16 protein-coding genes are annotated in these 19,853 nt (G+C 74.4%); 10 read left to right on the forward strand and 6 right to left on the reverse strand.

Features of this window, described 5'->3' with window-relative positions:
• Positions 1-48 precede the first annotated feature (48 nt).
• From B086_RS0124495 to B086_RS0124515, 5 genes are all read right to left on the reverse strand, one after another.
• Complete coding sequence (locus tag B086_RS0124495; protein ID WP_018569074.1) at positions 49-2,148, reverse strand: SPFH domain-containing protein; 2,100 nt, start codon at positions 2,146-2,148, stop codon at positions 49-51.
• Positions 2,149-2,936: 788 nt separating this feature from the next.
• The gene (locus tag B086_RS0124500; RefSeq protein ID WP_018569075.1) at positions 2,937-3,572 is read right to left on the reverse strand and encodes a hypothetical protein; all 636 of its coding nucleotides are present in this window, start codon (positions 3,570-3,572) and stop codon (positions 2,937-2,939) included.
• Between the two features lie 53 nt (positions 3,573-3,625).
• Positions 3,626-4,399: a rod shape-determining protein gene (locus B086_RS0124505; protein WP_051115913.1), complete on the reverse strand. Its 774-nt coding sequence runs from the start codon at positions 4,397-4,399 to the stop codon at positions 3,626-3,628.
• Between the two features lie 14 nt (positions 4,400-4,413).
• Positions 4,414-4,818 carry a TraR/DksA family transcriptional regulator gene (locus B086_RS0124510; protein ID WP_018569077.1) on the reverse strand — a complete coding sequence of 135 codons (405 nt, stop codon included), beginning with the start codon at positions 4,816-4,818 and terminating at the stop codon, positions 4,414-4,416.
• Between the two features lie 46 nt (positions 4,819-4,864).
• Positions 4,865-5,197 (reverse strand): TraR/DksA C4-type zinc finger protein, encoded by a 333-nt coding sequence (locus B086_RS0124515; RefSeq protein WP_018569078.1) that lies wholly within the window; start codon positions 5,195-5,197, stop codon positions 4,865-4,867.
• A gap of 468 nt (positions 5,198-5,665) precedes the next feature.
• Here B086_RS0124515 and B086_RS0124520 point away from each other — a divergent pair, with 468 nt between their 5' ends.
• From B086_RS0124520 to B086_RS0124565, 10 genes are all read left to right on the forward strand, one after another.
• Entirely contained in the window at positions 5,666-6,634 is a 969-nt protein-coding gene (locus B086_RS0124520) for a sensor histidine kinase (RefSeq protein WP_018569079.1), read from the forward strand.
• A gap of 68 nt (positions 6,635-6,702) precedes the next feature.
• Entirely contained in the window at positions 6,703-7,380 is a 678-nt protein-coding gene (locus tag B086_RS0124525) for a response regulator (protein ID WP_026252735.1), read from the forward strand.
• A gap of 146 nt (positions 7,381-7,526) precedes the next feature.
• The gene (locus tag B086_RS45080; protein WP_018569081.1) at positions 7,527-7,973 is read left to right on the forward strand and encodes a hypothetical protein; all 447 of its coding nucleotides are present in this window, start codon (positions 7,527-7,529) and stop codon (positions 7,971-7,973) included.
• A 92-nt stretch (positions 7,974-8,065) separates the two neighbouring features.
• Positions 8,066-10,309, forward strand: coding sequence for a protein translocase subunit SecD (secD, locus tag B086_RS40665; RefSeq protein ID WP_018569082.1), 2,244 nt, complete (start codon positions 8,066-8,068; stop codon positions 10,307-10,309).
• 270 nt (positions 10,310-10,579) lie between these two features.
• Positions 10,580-14,272 carry a nitrate reductase subunit alpha gene (locus tag B086_RS0124540; protein ID WP_018569083.1) on the forward strand — a complete coding sequence of 1,231 codons (3,693 nt, stop codon included), beginning with the start codon at positions 10,580-10,582 and terminating at the stop codon, positions 14,270-14,272.
• 1 nt (position 14,273) lies between these two features.
• Entirely contained in the window at positions 14,274-15,899 is a 1,626-nt protein-coding gene (gene narH / locus B086_RS0124545) for a nitrate reductase subunit beta (RefSeq protein WP_026252736.1), read from the forward strand.
• The gene (gene narJ / locus B086_RS0124550; RefSeq protein WP_018569085.1) at positions 15,896-16,501 is read left to right on the forward strand and encodes a nitrate reductase molybdenum cofactor assembly chaperone; all 606 of its coding nucleotides are present in this window, start codon (positions 15,896-15,898) and stop codon (positions 16,499-16,501) included. The genes narH and narJ overlap by 4 nt, the downstream gene beginning before the upstream one ends.
• Entirely contained in the window at positions 16,501-17,250 is a 750-nt protein-coding gene (gene narI / locus B086_RS0124555) for a respiratory nitrate reductase subunit gamma (protein ID WP_018569086.1), read from the forward strand. The genes narJ and narI overlap by 1 nt, the downstream gene beginning before the upstream one ends.
• 143 nt (positions 17,251-17,393) lie before the next feature.
• Positions 17,394-18,269 carry a hypothetical protein gene (locus B086_RS0124560; RefSeq protein ID WP_018569087.1) on the forward strand — a complete coding sequence of 292 codons (876 nt, stop codon included), beginning with the start codon at positions 17,394-17,396 and terminating at the stop codon, positions 18,267-18,269.
• Complete coding sequence (locus tag B086_RS0124565) at positions 18,266-18,631, forward strand: hypothetical protein (protein ID WP_018569088.1); 366 nt, start codon at positions 18,266-18,268, stop codon at positions 18,629-18,631. The genes B086_RS0124560 and B086_RS0124565 overlap by 4 nt, the downstream gene beginning before the upstream one ends.
• On the opposite strand, the gene B086_RS0124570 is transcribed toward B086_RS0124565, so the two are convergent.
• Positions 18,601-19,839 (reverse strand): hypothetical protein, encoded by a 1,239-nt coding sequence (locus tag B086_RS0124570; RefSeq protein WP_018569089.1) that lies wholly within the window; start codon positions 19,837-19,839, stop codon positions 18,601-18,603. The two genes, B086_RS0124565 and B086_RS0124570, sit on opposite strands and share 31 nt — an antisense overlap.
• Positions 19,840-19,853: the final 14 nt, after the last annotated feature.

The following is a 19,853-nucleotide window of genomic DNA, read 5'->3' on the forward strand; positions in this document are numbered from 1 at the left end:
CCGCGCTGCCGACCCCCGTGCGGCGGCGCGGCGACCCCCCGGGTGCCGTCAGGCCCTGACGGCGCCGTTGAGGGCGCTGACCGGGGCGTCGGCCAGGCCCAGTTCGCCCGCGCGGTCCAGCAGCTGCTGGAACTGGCCGGCGTGCGTGCCGCCGGAGTTCATCAGCTTCATCAGCAGCGCCGAGACGGTCAGGTTCTGCACATCGGCCGTGGAGACCGAGCCGAGGATGCGGCCCAGGTCGTCGGCGAGGCTCGCCGAACCGTCCAGGTAGGGCTTGGCCAGCGCCTGCGCCGTACCGGAGTGCTCGACGAAGCCGTCGACGCCCTTGCCCAGCGAGATCGCGTTGACCAGCCGGTCGAAGAAGACCGACTCGCCGCCGACGATGTCGATGTCGGCGTTCTCCAGGCCGGTCGCCAGCACCGTGGCCTGCGCCTCGGCGACCTGGCGCTGCACGTCGAGCCCGGCCAGCCGGATCTCCTTCTCCGCCTGGAGGCGCAGCCGGTACTCCTCGTGTCCGCGCGAGGCGTCGTCCAGCGCGGCCATCGCGGCGGCCTTCTCGGTCAGGCCCGCGGCCTCCGCCTTCAGCTTCTCGCCGATCGCCGTCGCCTCGGCGACCGCCTTGGCCTGGGCGCCCTCGGCCTCGGCCCGCAGCAGAGCCTCGGTGCCCTGGGCCTCCGCCCGCATCCGGGCCTGGGTGCCCTCGGCCTCGGCGAGCATCCGGGCCTGGGTGGCCTCGGCCTCGGCGCGGCCGGCCTTCTCGATGACCTCGGCCTCCTTGTCGCGGACCTGCACCGCGGCCAGGCCCTCGGCGGCGGCCTCCGCCTGGATGCCCTCGGCCATCCGCAGCTTGGCGCGGGCCTCCAGGTCGGCGGACTTCAGCTTGGCCTCGGCCAGGGTCAGCGACTCGGCGGCGCGGTGCGTGGCGGCCTGCTCGGCGGCCTCCGCCGCCTTGATGTCCTTGACCAGCTTCTCCTGCGCCTCCGCCTCGGCGGCGATGATGACGGCCTGCCGCTCGCGCTCCGCCTCCTCCACGGCGCGCAGCTTCTTGATGGACTCCTCCTGCTCGGCGACCGTGCGGTCCACGGCGACCCGCTCGCGCACCACCTCGGCGATCTCCCGCTTCTCCGACTCGACCTCCTTGTCGGCGGAGATCTTCGTCAGCTGGGTCTCCCGCTCGCGGGCGATGACCTCCAGCATCCGGTCCTTCTCGATGCGCTCGTTCTCCACGGCGATGACCCGCTCGCGGTTCTTCGCGGCGACGGCGACCTCGCGGGCCTGGTTCTCGCGCTGCACGCCGAGCTGCTCCTCGGTGCGCAGGAAGGCGCTCTGCGCGCGCAGCCGCTCCTCCTCCACCACCTTGGCGGTCTCGGCCTCCTCGCGGGCGCGGGAGGTCTCTATCTCGCGCCTCTGCTTGATCTCGGCGTCCGCCTGGCGGCGCTCCAGCTCCAGGATGGCCTCGCGCGCGTCGACGTTCTGCCGGGTGATCTCCTTCTCCTCGGTGCGCTGCGCCTCGTTGGTACGCACATGCTCCACCGCGGTCAGCTCGGTGATCTTCCGGATGCCCTGCGCGTCCAGCACGTTGGCCGGGTCGAGCTGGGACAGCGGCGTCTGCTCCAGGTAGTCGATCGCCGCGTCCTCCAGGTGGTACCCGTTGAGGTCGACGCCGATCAACTCGATGATCTGGTAACGCAGTTCTTCACGCTTGGTGTAGAGGTCGGTGAAGTCCATCTGCTTGCCGACGGTCTTCAGCGCCTCGGAGAACTTGGCGTGGAACAGCTCCTGGAGCGTGTTCTGGTCGCTGGCGCGCGCGGTCCCGACGGCCTGGGCGACCTTGATGACGTCCTGGGCGGTCTTGTTGACCTTCACGAAGAACGAGATCCGGATGTCCGCGCGGATGTTGTCCCGGCAGATCAGGCCGTCCCGCCCGGAGCGGGTGATCTCGATGGCCTTCACCGAGATGTCCATCACCTCGGCCTTGTGCAGGACCGGCAGCACGACCTGCCCGGTGAAGGTGACGTCGACCTTCCGCGTCTTGGAGACGATCAGCGCCTTGCCCTGCTCGACCTTGCGGAAGAGCTGGGAGAAGACGAACAGCAGGAGCAGGACCAGAATCAGGCAGGCCGCGACGAGCGAGCCGATGACAACCATGGCAAACGTCCCCTGAACTCAAAGAAGTTGTGGCGTGCGGGCGGCCCCGCCGGTCTTCGGATCCGGTGTCTCGGTGTCGGTTCTGACGCCGTCCGGCCGATCTCCGGTTCCGGGTCCGCCCGCGGTTCCCGCGGCCGGTTTCCCCCGGTCCGCCTCCGCTGCCGGTCTCCGGCCGCGCGCCGTGCGCGGCGGCCGTTCCCGGCGGGTGCCCGGCGGACCGGCCGTCGGCTCATGAGCGGGTCGGTCCGCTCAGGAGCCGGTCAGCCGGACCGTCGGAACCGGTGCGGCCGTCGGGCCCCGCGCGGTCGCGGTCGGGCGGCTGCGGGTAACGGACGGAACCGTCCGCCGCCCCCGTCCCCCTGCGGACACCGCCCGCCGACCCTGCGCCCCCCGGCCACCGGCCCCGTCCCCCTCGTTCCGTGCATCCCCCGTACCCCCGTCTCCCCCGTGCCCCGTACATCCCTCGTACGGCCCCCGTACGTCCCCCGTCCTCGCGGGCAGCCTCGGTACGGCCCCCGGACCGGTCCGGCCCCTGCCGGGGTCCGGCACCGGAAACCGTCCGTAGTGCTCCCCGCCGACATGATGCCCGCTCACCCCCACCTGGCGCATTGCCGGTTCCCGGCAATGTTCGGGGGTGCTTCGATGCCGGTGTGCGACCCTGGAGGCCGTCAAAGGGGCGTCAAGATTGCGCAGGGATCCTTGACGCGTCGACGGCATCATGGGACAAGCCCCCTGTCGCGGCCGACGGCCTCCTCCCGGCCCGCCCGGCCCTCCTGGCCCCCCTTCACTCACCTCGACGCCGTCCACCGCGGTCCCGTTCCCGCCCAGGCCTCGTCCCAGGCGGTCAGGTTGCGGCGCAGGAGGAGGCGGATGGCGAGGGTGTGGGCGGCGGCGGTCAGAGCGGTGACGGTGAGGGAGGCGAGGAGGGCCCAGCCCATGCACTTGCTGCGGATCTGGGCGGTGGTCAGGGGCTCGGCGGTGACGCGGCCCTGCTGGTCCGTCCAGATCGGCACGGTGCTGCCGGCGCGCAGGCCGGGCGGTACGTGGGTGTGGCCGAGGCGGGAGCGGCCCGCGGGGTCGGTGAAGCGGACCTCGACGCGGTAGCGGGTCCGCCGCGCCTCGGGGGAGCCGGGCTCCGGGTGGCGCGGGGCGTCGTGGACGAGGACGGCGGTGGTGCGGCCGCGGGTCCGCTCCTGGCGTGCGGCGGTGTCCGCGTAGTGGCGGTGGGCGGCGTCCCCGGCCAGGAACATCGCGGCGGGCGAGGCGGCCAGGGCCGTCAGCAGCAGGCCGAGGCCGATCCACGCCTGGAGCAGGTCGGTGCGGCGGCGCAGCGGATTGCGGCGCAGCCGCCAGAACCGGACACGCGGCAGATCCGCGGGGACGGGCGCGGGCGGGGGCTGGGCGTGCGGGATGCCGCCGGGCATGAGCCCTGGTCTCCTCTCGTCTCGGCTCGGCTCGGGCGGACCGGTGCGGGCGCTCAACGGGCGCCGCGCAGGGCGGGCGGGCCGCCGGCCGACGGGTGGGCGCGGGCCGAGCGCAGCAGGGTGGCGGCGCCGCGCACGGCGGCGGTGTGCGGCGCCGCCACCGGCCTCAGGGGCGTGTGCAGCCTGCCGGTGAGCTGGAAGACGACGTCCGGGCGCAGCGCGCCGCCGCCTGCCAGCAGCGCGCCCCGGTGCAGCGCGTCGAGGGTGAGCGTCGTACGGTCCTGGCGCAGCATCGCGGTCACCATGGCGGCCACCGCCTCGGCGAGGTCCGCCGGAGCGGCGGTGTCGAGGTCGCCGGTGCCGAGCGCGGTGCGGCGCGCGTCGACGACCGCGCCGTCGACCAGCAGCACCACCTCGGTGAGCTGGGCGCCGATGTCGATGACGAGCAGCGGCCGGGACAGGTCGGCGCCCGCGCCCAGGGCGACCGCGCGCGCCCCGGGGACGGTCAGCACCCCGCGCGGGCGCAGCACCTGGACGGCGGCGCGGGCCTCGGCGCGGAAGGCGACGCCGTCCAGCACGGGCGCGGTGACCACGACCAGCGGGCGGGTGAGCCGGGGCAGCCGGTGCACCAGCAGGCGGGCCAGCATCCGGGCGGTGCCCGGGGTGTCGACGATGGTCCCGCGCTGGATCGGGTACGCCGCTCCGGTGCCCGGGAAGGTCACCGTCGGCACGTCGAGGACCAGGCCCCGCCCGGCCACCCACGCGCGGGTGCGGGCGCTGCCCAGGTCGAGGGCGATGCCCGGACAGGACCGGCGCAGCGGCCACATCCGGCGGGCCGCGCTCACCGGCCGGCCTCCCTGACCTGCTGGCAGCGGGCGCAGTAGCGGGCCTGCGGCACTATCTCCAGCCGTTCCCGTGCGATGGGCCCCCGGCACAGGTGGCAGGCCCCGTACCGGCCCTCGTCCATGCGCGCGAGGGCCGCCTCGACATCGGCGAGCACCATCCGCGCGGAGGCGGCGAGCTGCACGCTGACCTCCAGCTGGCCGGGGGTCCGGTGGCGGAGCAGGGCGTCCTCGCGGGAGGTCGCGGCGGCCGCGAGCTGGGCCACCTGCTCCTGGCGGAACAGCCGCTGCTCGGTCAGGTTCGCGCGCAGCGCTGCGAGGTCCTCGGCGGTCAGCGGACCCGGGGACACGGGCTCGGGCGCCGGACGGCGGGCGCCGTGGTCGGCGATGGTCTGGTGGTGCACCGGTTCACCCCTCGGGCAGGGCGGACGTGGAGCGGCGGGCGGCCGGTCAGCCGGCCTGGCCGCCGCGGCAGGCGACGCAGTGGCGGGTGTAGGGCAGGATCTCCAGGCGCTCGGCCGGGACCGGCTTGGCGCAGGCCAGGCAGAGGCCGTAGGTGCCGGCCTCGATCCGGGCGAAGGCCTCGTCGATCTCCTTGAGCACCCGCTCGATGGCGTCCCGCTGGGCGGACATCAGGTGGTCGTCCGCGCTCTGCCCGGTCTCGGTGAGGGCCCGCAGCTGGACCAGCCGCGTGCCCCGGGCGTGTTCGAGCCGCCCGCGGGCCTCCTCGGCGGCCTGGCGTTCGAGGCGGGGAGCGGTCCGGGCGGCTGCGTCGCGGGACACGGCGGATCCTTTCTTCGGCGGAGCGGTACAGCGGGTCTGCGGGTCTGCGGGTCTGCGGGTCTGCGGGTCTGCGGCCGAGCGGTACAGCGGGGCTGCGAGGCGGATCGGTACGGCGGTGCGCTCGGCCGCCGTGGGGACGGGGGTGATCGCTCCTCCAGAGTGGCCCGCGGCACAGCCCGCGGCCCATCGGTCCCAGCACCCATTTGCAGGGGGTAGCGGGATGCACACCGTACGGACATGGGTGGGCCGTGCCCCGCGAAATGGGGGCCGGTACCCATCGACGCGCCCGCCCCGGGCGGGCAGGCTCGACGGCGGGACACCGGGAACCGGGCCCGCCGCCCGTCCGCCCCGCGCGATGGCCGACAGTGGACACGTGGAGGAACACAGACGTACGCAGACGCGCACGACCGTGCGCGCGCGTGCGCAGACTCGCGCGGGCGGCCGCGTCAGGTGAGGAGGAGCGACCCGGTGTCCCTGTTCTGGCGGATCTTCGGGCTCAACGCCGTGGTGCTGGGTTCGGCCACCGCGCTGCTGCTGTGGGCCCCGGTGACCGTCTCCGTGCCGGTGGTGCTGACCGAGGCGGTCATCCTCGTCGGCGGCCTGGTCGTCATGCTCGTCGCCAACGCGGCGCTGCTGCGCTGGGGCCTGGCCCCGCTGGACCGGCTGACGAAGCTGATGACCACGGTGGACCTGCTGCGGCCCGGCCAGCGGCTGCCGGCCGCGGGCGGCGGCGAGGTCGCCGAGCTGATCCGCACCTTCAACGCCATGCTCGACCGGCTGGAGCAGGAGCGCGCCACCAGCAGCGCCCGGGTGCTGCTCGCCCAGGAGGCCGAGCGGCGCCGGATCGCGCAGGAACTCCACGACGAGGTGGGACAGAGCATGACCGCGACCCTGCTGGCCCTCAAACGGGCCGCGGACGAGGCCGGGCCGCCGCTGCGCGACGAGCTGCACCAGGCGCAGGAGATCACCCGGGGCAGCCTGGACGAGGTGCGCCGGCTGGTGCGCAGGTTGCGCCCCGGTGTCCTCGACGACCTCGGCCTGATCAGCGCGCTGACCTCGCTCACCTCGGACTTCGCCACCCACACCGGTCTGAAGGTGGTCCGCCGCTTCGCCCCCGATCTGCCCGCCCTGGAACCGGAGACCGAGCTGGTCCTGTACCGGGTCGCCCAGGAGAGCCTGACCAACGCGGCCCGTCACGCGGAGGCCGAGCGGATCGAGGTGAGCCTCGCCCGCACCGAGGGCGCGGTGGTGCTCGCCATCACCGACGACGGCCTCGGCATCCGGGGCGCCGCCTGCGAGGGCGCCGGGATCCGCGGGATGCGCGAGCGGGCCCTGCTCATCGGAGCCGCCCTGGACATCACCGACGCGGCCGGTCCGGGCGACGCGCCCGGCACCCGCGTACGGCTCACCGCGCCCGTCCCCGGGAGGCGGCCGTGACCGCGCCGCCCGGCCCCCGCCCGTCCGAGTCCCAGCCTGTGCACGCCCCCGTACCGAACGGCCGCCCCATGCCCGACGCCCCCGCGCCCGCCGCGGCCCGCCCGATCCGCATCCTCCTCGCCGACGACCACGCGCTGGTCCGGCGGGGCGTACGGCTCATCCTCGACCAGGAACCCGACCTGGAGGTGGTCGCCGAGGCGGGTGACGGGGCGGAGGCCATCGAGATGGCCCGCGCCCAGGACGTGGACCTCGCGGTGCTGGACATCGCCATGCCCCGGCTGACCGGGCTCCAGGCCACCCGCGAACTGGCCTCCCTCAAACCGGACCTGCGGATCCTGATGCTCACGATGCACGACAACGAGCAGTACTTCTTCCAGGCACTGAAGGCCGGTGCCTGCGGGTACGTGCTGAAGTCGGTCGCCGACCGCGATCTGGTCGCCGCCTGCCGGGCCGCGATGCGGGACGAGCCGTTCCTGTACCCGGGCGCGGTGACCGCGCTGATCCGCAACTACCTGGACCGGGTCCGGCACGGCGAGGAGACGCCCGACCAGGTGCTGACGCCCCGCGAGGAGGAGGTCCTGAAGCTGGTCGCCGAGGGGCACTCCTCCAAGGAGATCGGCGAGATCCTCTTCATCAGCGTCAAGACGGTCCAGCGGCACCGCGCCAACCTGCTGCACAAGCTCGGCCTGCGCGACCGCCTCGAACTCACCCGGTACGCCATCCGTGCCGGTCTCGTCGAACCCTGACGCCCCCGGCACCCTGACGTGCGCGCCCGCGCGCACCCCCGGCCACCCGGGGCCCCGGCCGCCAACTCCCCGGCCGGGGCCCCGGGTACGAACGCCGGGAGCCACCACGTACGAGAGCCGCCAGGAAGCAGGAAGGGGGACGGCGCATGCGCCGCGCACCGAGCACCGCCGCCCTGCTGACGGCGGTCCTGCTGCTGCTCCTGTCGCCCGTCCTCGGTGTCCTCGCGGCCGACGCCGCCCCCGTGCGCCCGTCCGTCACCGCCCTCCACCCGGAGACCGCGGGGACCGAGGGGCCCGCGAAGACCGAGGGGACCACGAAGACCGAGGGGACCGCGCCCCGGGCCGCCGACCACCGCGACCACGTCTCCCCCGCCGCCTGCGTCCTCCAGGCGGGCCCCCGCTCCGAGCCGCACCGCGACCGCCCCGCCGCACCCGGCCACCCGGCCGCCGCCACCGTCCCGGGCACCGCCGTCCCCGCCCCCGGGCCCGGACGCGCCCCGCCGCCCGGCGGCACCGCTCCCACCGCGTCCGGCCGCCCGGTCCCCGACCGGGACCGGGCCCCGCCCGCATCCTCCGGCACCCGACACCCCTGACCTCGCCGTCGTCCCGGTCGTCCCCGGGACGGCGCGCCCCTTCCGCACGCCTGCGTCCACAGGTGTGCCGCCGGAGCCGCCGGAGGCATCCGTTGATCCGTTCCGCCCGGGTGAGGGCGCTGTTCGCCCTCACCGTCCTCGCCCTGTCCCTGTACATCGCCGTGACCGTGCCCGTCCGTCTGGGCCTCGATCTGCGCGGCGGCACCCAGATCGTGCTGGAGACCCGGTCCACCCCGACCGCGCGCGCCGACCGCGCGGCCACCGACCGCACCCTGGAGGTGCTGCGCGGCCGGGTCGACGCGCTCGGCGTCGCCGAACCGACCCTCGTCCGCTCGGGCGCGCACCGCATCGTCGTCGAACTGCCCGGCGTCCAGGACCCGAAGGAGGCGGCCGGTGTGCTGGGCCGCACCGCCCAGCTCACCGTGCACCCGGTGCTCGGCCCGGCCGGGAACGGCGCACCGGCCGGGCGCGGCGAGCAGGTGCTGGCCGACAAGTCCGGACAGAAGCTGCGGCTGGCCGCGTCCGCGCTGACCGGCCAGGACGTCAAGGGCGCCGACGCCCGGTTCGACGCGCAGTCCGGCGCCGGCTGGCACGTCACCGTGGACTTCGACCGCGCGGGCCGCGACCGGTGGGCGAAGCTGACCGGGCAGGCCGCGTGCAGCCCGGCGGGCGATCCCGCGCGCCGGATCGCCATCGTGCTGGACGGCCGGATCATCTCCGCGCCACAGGTCGACCCCTCGGTGGGCTGCGGCACCGGCATCACAGGCGGCTCCACCCAGATCACCGGCTCCTTCGACGACCGGGAGGCCCGCGAGCTGGCCCTGCTGATCAGCGGCGGGGCGCTGCCCGTGCCGGTCGAGACGGTCGAACAGCACACCGTGGGCCCGACGCTGGGCGCGCGGGCCATCGCGGCGAGCGCCTGGGCGGCGGCCGTGGGCACCGCGCTGACCGCGCTGTTCATCGTGGTGATGTACCGCCTGATGGGTGTGCTCGCCGCCGTGGCGCTGCTCTCCTACGGTCTGATCTCCTACGCCGCCCTGGCCGCGCTGGGCGCCACGCTGACCCTGCCGGGCCTGGCCGGTTTCGTGCTGGCGATCGGCATGGCGGTGGACGCCAACGTGCTCGTCTTCGAGCGGGCCCGCGAGGAGTACGCGGCCCGGCACCGGCCCACCGCCCGCTCGGCGCTGACCGCCGGGTTCCGCAACGCCTTCAGTGCCATCGCCGACTCCAACGTGACCACACTGATCGCGGCCGGGCTGCTGTTCTTCCTGGCCTCGGGGCCGGTGCGCGGCTTCGGTGTCACGCTGGGCATCGGTGTCCTGGCGTCCATGGTCAGCGCGCTGGTGGTGACCCGGGTGCTCGCCGACTTCGCCGTCGCGCGCCGGTGGGTGCACCGCCGGCCGCGCCTCACCGGGCTCGCCACCACCGGCCGGGTGCGCGACGCGCTGGAGCGGCGCGGGCCGCGGCTGATGCGCAGGCCGCGCCGCTGGCTCGCGGTGTCGGCGGTGGCGCTGGTGCTCGCCGGGTCGGGGCTGCTGGTGCGCGGCGCCGACCTCGGTGTGGAGTTCACCGGCGGCCGGCTGATCGAGTACGGCACCGCGCGGGCCGTCGACCCCGACCGGGCACGTACCGCGCTCGCCGACGCGGGCTTCCCGCGCGCGGTCGTGCAGTCCTCCGGGGACAAGGGCCTGACCGTGCGCACCGCGGAGCTGACGGACGCGCAGGCGGAGCGCGTGACGCGGACGGTGGGCGCGCTGGGCGGCGGGGCGGACACGGTCCGCGACGAGCTGATCGGTCCGAGCATGGGCGCGGAGCTGCGCCGGGGCGCGCTGATCGCGCTCGCGGTGGCCCTGGGCGCCCAGTTGCTGTATCTCGCGGCCCGGTTCCGCTGGCTGCTGGGGACGGCGGCGGTCACCGCCCTCGCGCACGACGTGGTGATCCTGGTCGGGATCTTCGCCTGGCTGGGCAAGCCGCTGGACGGGGTGTTCCTGGCCGCGCTGCTGACCGTGATCGGCTACTCGGTCAACGACTCGGTCGTCGTCTTCGACCGGATCCGGGAGCTGACGCGGCGCGAGCGCGGGGCGCGGCCTGCGGACATCGCCGACCGGGCGATCGTGCAGACGCTGCCGCGGACCGTGAACACCGGTATGGGCGCGGTGCTGATCCTGGCCTCGCTGGCCGTGCTCGGCGGGGACTCGCTGACCGACTTCGCCCTGGCGCTGCTGATCGGCATCGTGGTCGGCACGTACTCGTCGGTGTTCACCGCGGTGCCGGTCGCGCTCGAACTCGGGGCGCTGCCGAAACGACAGAGGCGTAGAAGGAACAGAAAGGACTGACTGCCCGTCACAGCCCGCGTCCAAACATAGCTTTCCGTTCCCTTGCTTGATGCAACTATTGCAAAGGGCAAAGAAAGCCCCCGTATAGCTCTGATCAACTCTGCGTAGTCCTATGGGAACCGACCGTTCCGATGCGCCACGCTGGCCACGCCCACGCCGGCCGGGCGGGTGCGGACCGACCACCCGCACCCCCCGGCCGGTGTCCGCCGACTTCATAGGGGATGTGAGCTGCGAGTGGGACGGCGAGCGGCACGAAAGGAAGCGGAGCGGATGGCGGCCCTGGCCGCCGACCGGTTGCTGCGGGCGGGGGGCACGCTGCGACGCTCCGTGACCACTCCGGATCTGCGGGCGGTCTTCCGCACCGACCAGGACGTCAACGACAGCCCGTACCGGGAGCGTTGGGCGCACGACAAGGTGGTGCGCTCCACCCACGGGGTGAACTGCACCGGCTCCTGCTCATGGAAGGTGTACGTCAAGGACGGGCTGATCACCTGGGAGACCCAGGAGACCGACTACCCCACGACCGGGCCCGACCGGCCCGAGTACGAGCCGCGCGGCTGCCCGCGCGGCGCCTCGTTCTCCTGGTACACGTACTCGCCGACCCGGGTGCGCTACCCGCACGCCCGCGGGGTCCTCGTGGAGATGTACCGCGAGGCCCGCGCCCGGCTCGGCGACCCGGTCGCCGCCTGGGCGGAGATCGTCACCGACCCGGAGCGGCGGCGCCGCTACCAGGCCGCGCGCGGCAAGGGCGGCCTGGTGCGGATCGGCTGGGACGAGGCGCTGGAGATCGCCGCCGCCGCCCATGTGCACACCATCGCCGAGCACGGGCCCGACCGGGTCGCCGGGTTCTCCCCGATCCCCGCGATGTCCATGGCCTCGCACGCGGTGGGCGCCCGCTTCATGTCGCTGATCGGCGCGCCGATGGTGTCGTTCTACGACTGGTACGCCGATCTGCCGATCGCCTCCCCGCAGGTCTTCGGCGACCAGACGGACGTGCCGGAGTCCGGGGACTGGTGGGACGCGGCGTACCTGATGCTGTGGGGCTCCAACGTGCCGGTGACCCGCACCCCGGACGCGCACTGGATGACCGAGGCCCGCTACCGCGGCCAGAAGGTCGTGGTGGTCTCCCCGGACTACGCGGACGCCACCAAGTTCGCCGACGAGTGGCTGCACCCGCACCCGGGCACCGACGGGGCGCTGGCGATGGCCATGGGGCACGTGATCCTCACCGAGTTCTTCGTGCGCCGCCAGGTGCCGTACTTCACCGACTACGTCCGGCGCTTCACCGACCTGCCCTTCCTCGTGGAGCTGGCCGAACACCCGCGCCACCCGGGCGCGTTCGTGCCCGGCAAGTTCGTCACCGCGGCGGCGCTCGGCCTGGACCAGGAGGCGGGCGAGGACGCCCACTGGAAGCCGGTGCTGCTCGACGCGGCCTCCGGACGCCCGGTGGTGCCCAACGGCACCCTCGGCGACCGCTGGTCCAAGCGCGGCGAGGGCCGCTGGAACCTGGACCTCGGCGACGTGGAGCCCCAGCTGACCTTCCACCGGGCGGACGCCGGGCCCGGCGGCAGCGTCCCCGTCCGGCTGCCCCGCTTCGACGGCTCCGGCACCGGGCAGGAGGCGGGCGGCGGCTGCGTCACCCGCGGCGTGCCGGTGAGCGAGGTGGGCGGACGCCGGGTGACGACCGTCTTCGATCTGCTGCTCGCCCAGTACGGGGTGGCCCGCGACGGACTGGAGGGCGAGTGGCCGGACGGCTACGAGGACGCCGCCCAGCCGCACACCCCGGCCTGGCAGGAGGCGATCACCTCGGTTCCGGCCGCCGCCGTGGTGCGGGTGGCGCGGGAGTTCGCGCGCACCGCCGAGCAGTCCCGGGGCCGGTGCACCATCGTCATGGGCGCGGGCACCAACCACTGGTTCCACTCCGACACCATCTACCGCTCCTTCCTCACCCTGCTGCTGCTCACCGGCTGCCAGGGCGTCAACGGCGGCGGCTGGGCGCACTACGTCGGCCAGGAGAAGGTGCGGCCCTACGCGGGCTGGCAGCAGCTCCAGTCGGCCGCCGACTGGGTGCGGCCCTCCCGGCAGGTCGCCGGCACCCCGTACTGGTACCTGCACACCGGCCAGTGGCGCTACGACGGCCACGGCGCCGACGCGCTCGCCGCGCCCACCGGACCCGGCCTGTTCCACGGGCGGCACACCGCCGATCTGGTCGCCCAGTCGGTGCGCCTGGGCTGGATGCCGTCCGCGCCCGCCTTCTCCGCCAACCCGCTCGACCTGGGCCGCGCGGTGCGCGAGAGCGGACGCGAGCCCGGCGAGTGGGTGGCCTCCCGACTGGCCGAGGGCAAGCTGTCGTTCGCCTGCGAGGACCCGGACGCCCCGGAGAACTGGCCGCGGGTGCTCACCGTGTGGCGGGCCAATCTGATCGGCTCCTCCGCCAAGGGCAACGAGTTCTTCCTGCGCCATCTGCTGGGCGCGAGCGACAACGCGCACGCCGCCGAGGCCCCGCCCGAAGCCCGTCCCCGGGACGTCACCTGGCGCGAGGAGGCCCCGCGCGGCAAGCTCGACCTGCTGCTCGCCCTGGACTTCCGGATGACCTCGACCACGCTGATGGCCGACCTCGTGCTGCCCGCCGCCACCTGGTACGAGAAGCACGACCTGTCCAGCACCGACATGCACCCCTATGTGCACGCCTTCTCGCCCGCGATCAGCCCGCCCTGGCAGGCCCGCACCGACTTCGAGATCTTCCACGCGCTGGCCCGCCGCTTCGGCGAACTGGCCGCCGGACGGCTCGGCGTGGCCCACGACCTGGTGGCCACCCCGCTCCAGCACGACACCCCGGGCGAGACGGCGCAGCCCGGCGGCACCGTCCGGGACTGGCGCGCGGCGGGCCGCACCCCCGTGCCCGGCCGCGACCTGCCGCAGTTCACCCTCGTCGAACGCGACTACACCGCCGTCGCCGACCGGCTGGCCGCGCTCGGCCCGCTGTGCGAGCAGCAGGGCATGACCGTCAAGGGCGTCACCGTCCGGCCCGGCCCCGAGGTGCGTCACCTGGCCGCCCGCTGCGGCACCGCCGGCGGATCCGGGCCCGTCCGCGGCCGCCCGCTGCTCGACACCGACGTCAAGCTGTGCGAGGCGATCCTCGCCCTGTCCGGCACCACCAACGGGCGCCTCGCCGCGGAGGGCTTCGAGCGGCTCGGCGAACGCTGCGGCCCCGGCGCCGCCTTCGACACCCTCGCCGAGTCCGTGCGCGAACGCCGGATCGTCTTCTCCGACACCCAGCAGCGGCCCGTCCAGGTCGGCACCAGCTACGAGTGGTCCGGCAAGGAGGCCCCCGACCGGCGCTACTCGCCCTTCACCGTCAACACCGAGCACAACAAGCCCTGGCACACCCTCACCGGCCGCCAGCACTTCTACCTGGACCACGACTGGATGGCCGAGCTCGGCGAGCAACTGCCCGTCTACCGGCCGCCGCTGGACCTCACCGCCGACAGCGTCCCCGGCGAGCGCGAGGTCTCCGTGCGCTACCTCACCCCGCACTCCAAGTGGTCCATCCACTCCGAGTACCAGGAGAACCTGCTCATGCAGACCCTGGCCCGCGGCGGCCCGGTCATCTGGATGAGCGTGCCCGACGCCGAGGCCATCGGCGCCGCCGACAACGACTGGGTGGAGGCGGTCAACCCCAACGGCGTCGTCGTCGCCCGCGCGATCGTCTCCCACCGCATGCCGCCCGGCACGGTGTTCATGTACCACGTGCAGGAACGCCTGGTGAACGTGCCGCGCTCGGAGGCCACCGGACGGCGCGGCGGTGTGCACAACGCCCTCACCCGCATCCTCCTCAAACCCACGCACCTCATCGGCGGCTACGCCCAGCTCTCCTTCGCCCCCAACTACTACGGCCCCACCGGCAACCAGCGCGACGCCCGCACCGTCGTGCGGCGCCGCGCCCAGGAGGTGCAGTACTGACATGCGCGTCTTGAGTCAGGTCGCCATGGTCATGAACCTCGACAAGTGCATCGGCTGCCACACCTGCTCGGTCACCTGCAAGCAGACCTGGACCAACCGCACCGGCACCGAGTACGCCTGGTTCAACAACGTCGAGACCCGCCCCGGCCTGGGCTATCCGCGCGGCCACGAGGACCAGGAGAAGTGGAGGGGCGGCTGGCGGCTGGACGCGCGCGGCCGGCTGGTGCCGCGCTCCGGCGGCCGCGTACGCCGCCTCGCCCGCCTCTTCGCCAACCCCGAACTGCCCTCCCTGGCCGACTACTACGAGCCCTGGACCTACGACTACGACACCCTGATCGCCGCCCCGCTCGGCGACGACCTGCCCACCGCCCGCCCCCGCTCCCTGATCGACGGCCGCCCCGTCTCCGTCACCTCCGGGCCCAACTGGGACGACGACCTGGGCGGCGGCCCCGCGCACCTGGCCGGAGACCCCGTGCTCCAGGCGATGAACGAGCAGGTCAGGCTGGAGTACGAGCAGGCGTTCATGTTCCATCTGCCGCGCATCTGCGAGCACTGCCTCAACCCGAGCTGTGTGGCGGTCTGCCCCTCCGGGGCGCTCTACAAGCGCATCGAGGACGGCATCGTCCTCGTCGACCAGGACCGCTGCCGCGGCTGGCGGATGTGCGTCTCCGGCTGCCCGTACAAGAAGGTCTACTTCAACCACTCCACCGGCAAGGCCGAGAAGTGCACCTTCTGCTACCCGCGTATCGAGGCGGGCGAGCCGACCGTCTGCTCGGAGACCTGCGTGGGCCGGCTGCGCTACCTCGGCGTGCTGCTCTACGACGCCGACAAGGTCGGCGAGGCCGCCGCCGTCCCCGACGAGAAGGACCTCTACGAGGCCCAGCTCGGCTGCTTCCTCGACCCGCACGACCCCGAGGTGGTGCGCGCCGCCGAGGCGTCCGGCGTCCCGCACGACTGGATCACCGCGGCCCGCCGCTCCCCCGTGCGCGACCTCATCACCACCTACCGTGTCGCCCTGCCCCTGCACCCGGAGTACCGCACCCTGCCCATGGTCTGGTACGTCCCGCCGCTGTCCCCGGTGGTCGACGCGCTCACCCGCAGCGGCCACGACGGCGAGCACCCGGCGCCCCTGTTCGGCGCCATCGACTCCCTGCGCATCCCGGTCTCCTACCTGGCCGGTCTGTTCACCGCCGGGGACCCCGCGCCGGTGGAGGCCGCGCTGTGCCGGCTGGCCGCGATGCGCGCCCACATGCGCCGCGTCAACCTCGGCGAGGACCGCGACCCGGCCATCGCCCGCGGCGTCGGCATGGACGAGACCGGCCTGGAGGCCATGTACCGGCTGCTCGCCCTCGCCAAGTACGAGGAGCGCTACGTCATCCCCACCACGTACGTCGCGGGCGGCGGCAGCGGCCCGGACGGCGCCGGATGCAGCCTGGAGGGCGACGGCGGCCCCGGGATGTACGGCACCGACGCCGCGGGCGCCTTCCACGCGCCCCCGGTCCCGGCCCCCGCCGAAGCGGGCCGCTCCGCGCTGCGCGGCCGGATCAACCTGCTCAACTGGAACGGCCGCGGCCGGCCCAGCGGCCTGTTCCCCGACCGGTCGCGGGCGGAGGGCGCCGGCACATGACCCTGCACCGGGCACTCCACCAGGCCGCCGCCCTGCTCCTGGACCACCCGGGCCCCGACTGGCCCGACCGGCTCCGGACCGTGGCCGACGCACTCGCCCCGCTGCCCGGCGAGGCCCCCGGGCTGCTGCTGCGCTTCTGCCGGTGGGCGCGGGACACCAGTCCGCTCGACCTCGCCACCGGCTACGTCACCACCTTCGACCGCAGCCGCCGCCGCACCCTGCACCTGACCCACTACACCGACGGCGACACCCGCCGCCGCGGCGCCACCCTGGCCGCGCTGAAGGCCCGCTACCGCGAGCACGGCTGGGCACCGCCGCCCGGCGAACTCCCCGACCACCTGCCCTGCCTGCTGGAGTTCGCCGCCCGCTGCCCCGGTCCCGGCACCGATCTGCTGCACGAGCACCGCCCGGCGCTCGCCCTGCTCGCCCACGGCCTGGAGACCCACCACAGCCCCTACGCCGACGTGCTGCGCGCGGTCCTGACCACCGTGCCCGACACCCCGCCCCCGAACCCGCGGCCCGCGGCCGTACCGGAGCCACGGCCCCTCCCCCTGCCGTTCCCCCTCCGGCACGCGCCGGACGACGAAGGAGTCCGCCGCTGATGACCCCGCCGCACCTGCGCGCCGCGCACCTGGACATCGCCCTGTGGGGCGTCCTGCCCTACCTCGCGCTGGCCGTGCTCGTCGCCGGTACCGCCTGGCGCTACCGCTACGACCGGTTCGGCTTCACCACACGCTCCAGCCAGCTCCACGAGTCCCGGCTGCTGGGCATCGGCGGCCCGCTCTTCCACTACGCCCTGTTCCTGGTCATCGGCGGCCACGTCATGGGCCTGCTGGTCCCGGAGGCCCTGACCCGGTGGCTGCGCGTCAGCGAGGAGCAGTACCACGCGGTCGCCCTGGCCATGGGCGGCACCGCCGGACTGGCCGCCGTCGCCGGACTCGGCCTGCTGCTGCACCGGCGGCTGCGCGTGCCCGCCGTGCGCCGGGCCACCAGCCGCAGCGACCGGCTCACCCACCCGCTGCTCGCCCTCGTCCTGCTGGCCGGGCTGACCGCCACCGCCACCTCCGTCACCAACCCCTACGACTACCGGCTCGGCGTCGCCGTCTGGTTCCGCAGCCTGTTCACCCTCGACCCCGACGTCGCCGCCATGGCCCACGCCCCGCTCGTCTACCAGTGCCACGCTCTGCTGGCCATGCTCCTGTTCGCCCTGTGGCCGTTCGGCCGCCTGGTGCACGCCTTCACCGCCCCGGTCGGCTATCTGGCCCGCCCCTACGTCGTCTACCGCTCCCGCGGCGGCGCCGCCCGGGGCAGACTGTCCGGGCGCACACCCCGCAGGGCGCCCGTGCGCTGAAGCACATCGCCCGGCGCGGAGCAACGTAGCGGGCCGGATTCCGGTCCATACGGTTGTGCGTACGTTTGGGCGGGAACTGCTTCGAGGAGCCGAGCGGCGGTGCGAGGGAACAGAGGACCGGTGAAGCCGGACAGGACGAGGGAGTGAGACCCGGCGGACCGCGGGTCCGGCAGCGCGGGCGGGATCTGGCGACCCGGCTCGCGCTGTTCGTCGTCCGCACCCTGCGCGGTGAATGGCACGCGATGGTCGTCGACCCGGTGCGCCTGCTGCTGCGCCGGGGCCTGTCCGGGCTGCTGCTCGCCTTCGTGGCCGCCTTCGGCGTGATCTTCTTCCACGCGGTCGCCCAGCACCCCCGGGGCGAGACGGCGGTGCGCATGGTCGGCGGCGTCCAGGCCGACCTGCCGCTGTGGCTGGCCCTGGCCCGCACCCCCGTCTCGCTCTACGTCCCCGCCCTGGACCTGCCGGTGTGGGCGGGCATCACCCAGCTCTTCCTGGCCTTCGCCCTCGCCGAAGTCACCCTGGGCCGCGCCCGCACCCTCTACATCTCCTACGTCACCACACTCGCCGGCACCCTCACCGTGCGGGTGATGCTCGCCATCGGCCCCGGCCACGGCGGGATCGGCCTGCCGCCGGAGATCGGCCACGTCCTGGACACCGGCCCGTCCGCGGCCGTGGTCGGCCTGTTCACCTATCTCTCCGTGGTGCGCCGCGCCCCGGTCGTCTTCTTCCTCACCGGCGGCTCGATGGTCGCCGAGTCGGTGGTGAAACCCAACCTGGCCGGCCGCGAGCACCTCATCGCGGTGGCCGCCGCCCTCGTCCTGGCCGTCCTCCACGAGCGCCCCTGGCAGCGGCTGCGCCTGCCGCGCCGCGCCCGCGCCGCCCGGCCCGTCGCGCCCCCTCCCGTACGGCCCGCCGTTGTCTATCCTGAACCCGTGCCGCGGCGCGCGGAGCCGGAGCCCGCCCTGCGGCGCGAGCGCGTGCCGGGCGGCTGCGCGGGGAGCGGGACGGGGGAGAGATGAACTGGATCTGGTGGGTGCTCATCCTGTTCTGGACCGGTGGCTTCGCGTGGCTCGCGGACACCGCGCGCACCGCGCTGCGCAACCGGCACCAGCGCAGACTGGAGCTCCTGGAGGCGCAGAAGGCGGAGCGGCTCGCCCTGGAGGCCGCCCACCAGCCGCCCGAGCCCGTCTGCGGCTGCACGCACCACCTCGCCAAGCACGACCGCGACGGCCGCTGCCACGAACGCGTCGAGGTGCCCGTCGCCTGGGACGAGAACAAGAAGCCCCTGCGCTACGAGCCGGGCCGGTGCAACTGCCAGCGCTATGTGGGCCCGCAGCCGCTGTCCCAGGTCTACGCGGAGGAACTGACCGACCGGGCCTGAGAGCCGTCCGGCGCCCGCCGCTGCCCCGGCAGCCGCACCGCGGGCGCGGCGGCCTCCCGTGAGCCGCGCGGCGGACGCTGCGGCCAGAACAGCACGTACAGCGCCGAACCGACGGCGAACGCCAGCCGGATCAGGCCCTGCGCCGAGTCCGAGGGCACCAGCAGCGCGCTGCCGTACAGGGAGATCAGCGCTATCCAGCTGACCCAGGGGACCAGCCGCCGCTGCCCCACCGAGTCCCAGATGAGCGTGCCGAGCAGCACCGACGCGTTGTAGTACGTGTACACGCTCGGATCCAGCACGATCCGCGCGTCGGCGGCCAGCACCACCACGGCCGCCCAGCGGCCCCGGCGCACCGCGAGCGCGCCGAGCGCGATCCCGAGGGCCATCTGCGCGGGCCGGTCCCACCAGGGGGTGGCCGGGTCGGTCACCCCGAACCAGCGCAGCGAGGAGGCGGGCTGGTTGGGGATGGTGAACCGGGCGGCGGCGAACGTCTCCAGATGGGTCAGATAGAACGGCAGCCAGGCCGCCGCCACCAGGCCCACCGTCCAGGCCGCCGCGCGCAGCCGTTCGGCCCTGGGCAGCGCCAGCAGCAGCGGCAGGAAGCCCACCGCCCACGGCTTGGAGTCCACCGCCAGCGCGAGGAAGACACCGACGGCGGTGGCGTTGCCGCGCACCAGGGCGCGCACCGCCAGCGTGGTGAAGAACAGCGCCATGACGTCGTCCAGGTGCGCGAACCGCACCGAGACCTCCACCCACATGGGGATGAACGCGGCACCGGCGACCAGGACGCGCTGCTGGAGGCGCTTGTGGTTCATCCCGGTGCCGCGCCCCCACTCGGCGGCGGTCCGGCCGATCAGGACCAGCATGTACAGGCCCAGGCCGGACATGAACGCCTCGGCCAGGTTCTCGCCCAGGGCCGCCGGGAAGGGCCCGAACAGCGCGGCGACGACGAAGGAGACCGGGCCGATCTGCAACTCCGGGTGGTTGGCGTACAGCGCGAGGCCGCCGCCCGGCACCTGACTGAACAGCAGTTCCTCACCGCTGCGCAGATAGTGCCAGGACACGGCCCCGTGCCGTTCGGCCACCAGGAACCACAGGACCGTCCACCCGGTCAGCAGGGCGGTGTGCCACCGCACCGGCGACCGGCCGATACGGCCGAGCCGCGCGCCGCCTTCGGCACCGGCCGCCGCCTTCTCGCCGTTGCGCACGTTCCGTCCTTCCG

The sequence above is a fragment of the Streptomyces sp. PsTaAH-124 genome (assembly GCF_000373685.1).
Taxonomy (GTDB): Bacteria; Actinomycetota; Actinomycetes; order Streptomycetales; family Streptomycetaceae; genus Streptomyces; species Streptomyces andamanensis.

Excerpts from the sequence above, each read along its gene's own strand:
- narI (WP_018569086.1), top strand. The coding sequence starts at position 16,501 with ATGACCCCGCCGCACCTGCGCGCCGCGCACCTGGACATCGCCCTGTGG.
- B086_RS0124495 (WP_018569074.1), bottom strand. The coding sequence starts at position 2,148 with ATGGTTGTCATCGGCTCGCTCGTCGCGGCCTGCCTGATTCTGGTCCTG.
- B086_RS0124500 (WP_018569075.1), bottom strand. The coding sequence starts at position 3,572 with ATGCCCGGCGGCATCCCGCACGCCCAGCCCCCGCCCGCGCCCGTCCCC.
- B086_RS0124565 (WP_018569088.1), top strand. The coding sequence starts at position 18,266 with ATGAACTGGATCTGGTGGGTGCTCATCCTGTTCTGGACCGGTGGCTTC.
- narJ (WP_018569085.1), top strand. The coding sequence starts at position 15,896 with ATGACCCTGCACCGGGCACTCCACCAGGCCGCCGCCCTGCTCCTGGAC.
- B086_RS0124505 (WP_051115913.1), bottom strand. The coding sequence starts at position 4,399 with ATGTGGCCGCTGCGCCGGTCCTGTCCGGGCATCGCCCTCGACCTGGGC.
- B086_RS0124525 (WP_026252735.1), top strand. The coding sequence starts at position 6,703 with ATGCCCGACGCCCCCGCGCCCGCCGCGGCCCGCCCGATCCGCATCCTC.
- B086_RS45080 (WP_018569081.1), top strand. The coding sequence starts at position 7,527 with ATGCGCCGCGCACCGAGCACCGCCGCCCTGCTGACGGCGGTCCTGCTG.
- B086_RS0124540 (WP_018569083.1), top strand. The coding sequence starts at position 10,580 with ATGGCGGCCCTGGCCGCCGACCGGTTGCTGCGGGCGGGGGGCACGCTG.
- narH (WP_026252736.1), top strand. The coding sequence starts at position 14,274 with ATGCGCGTCTTGAGTCAGGTCGCCATGGTCATGAACCTCGACAAGTGC.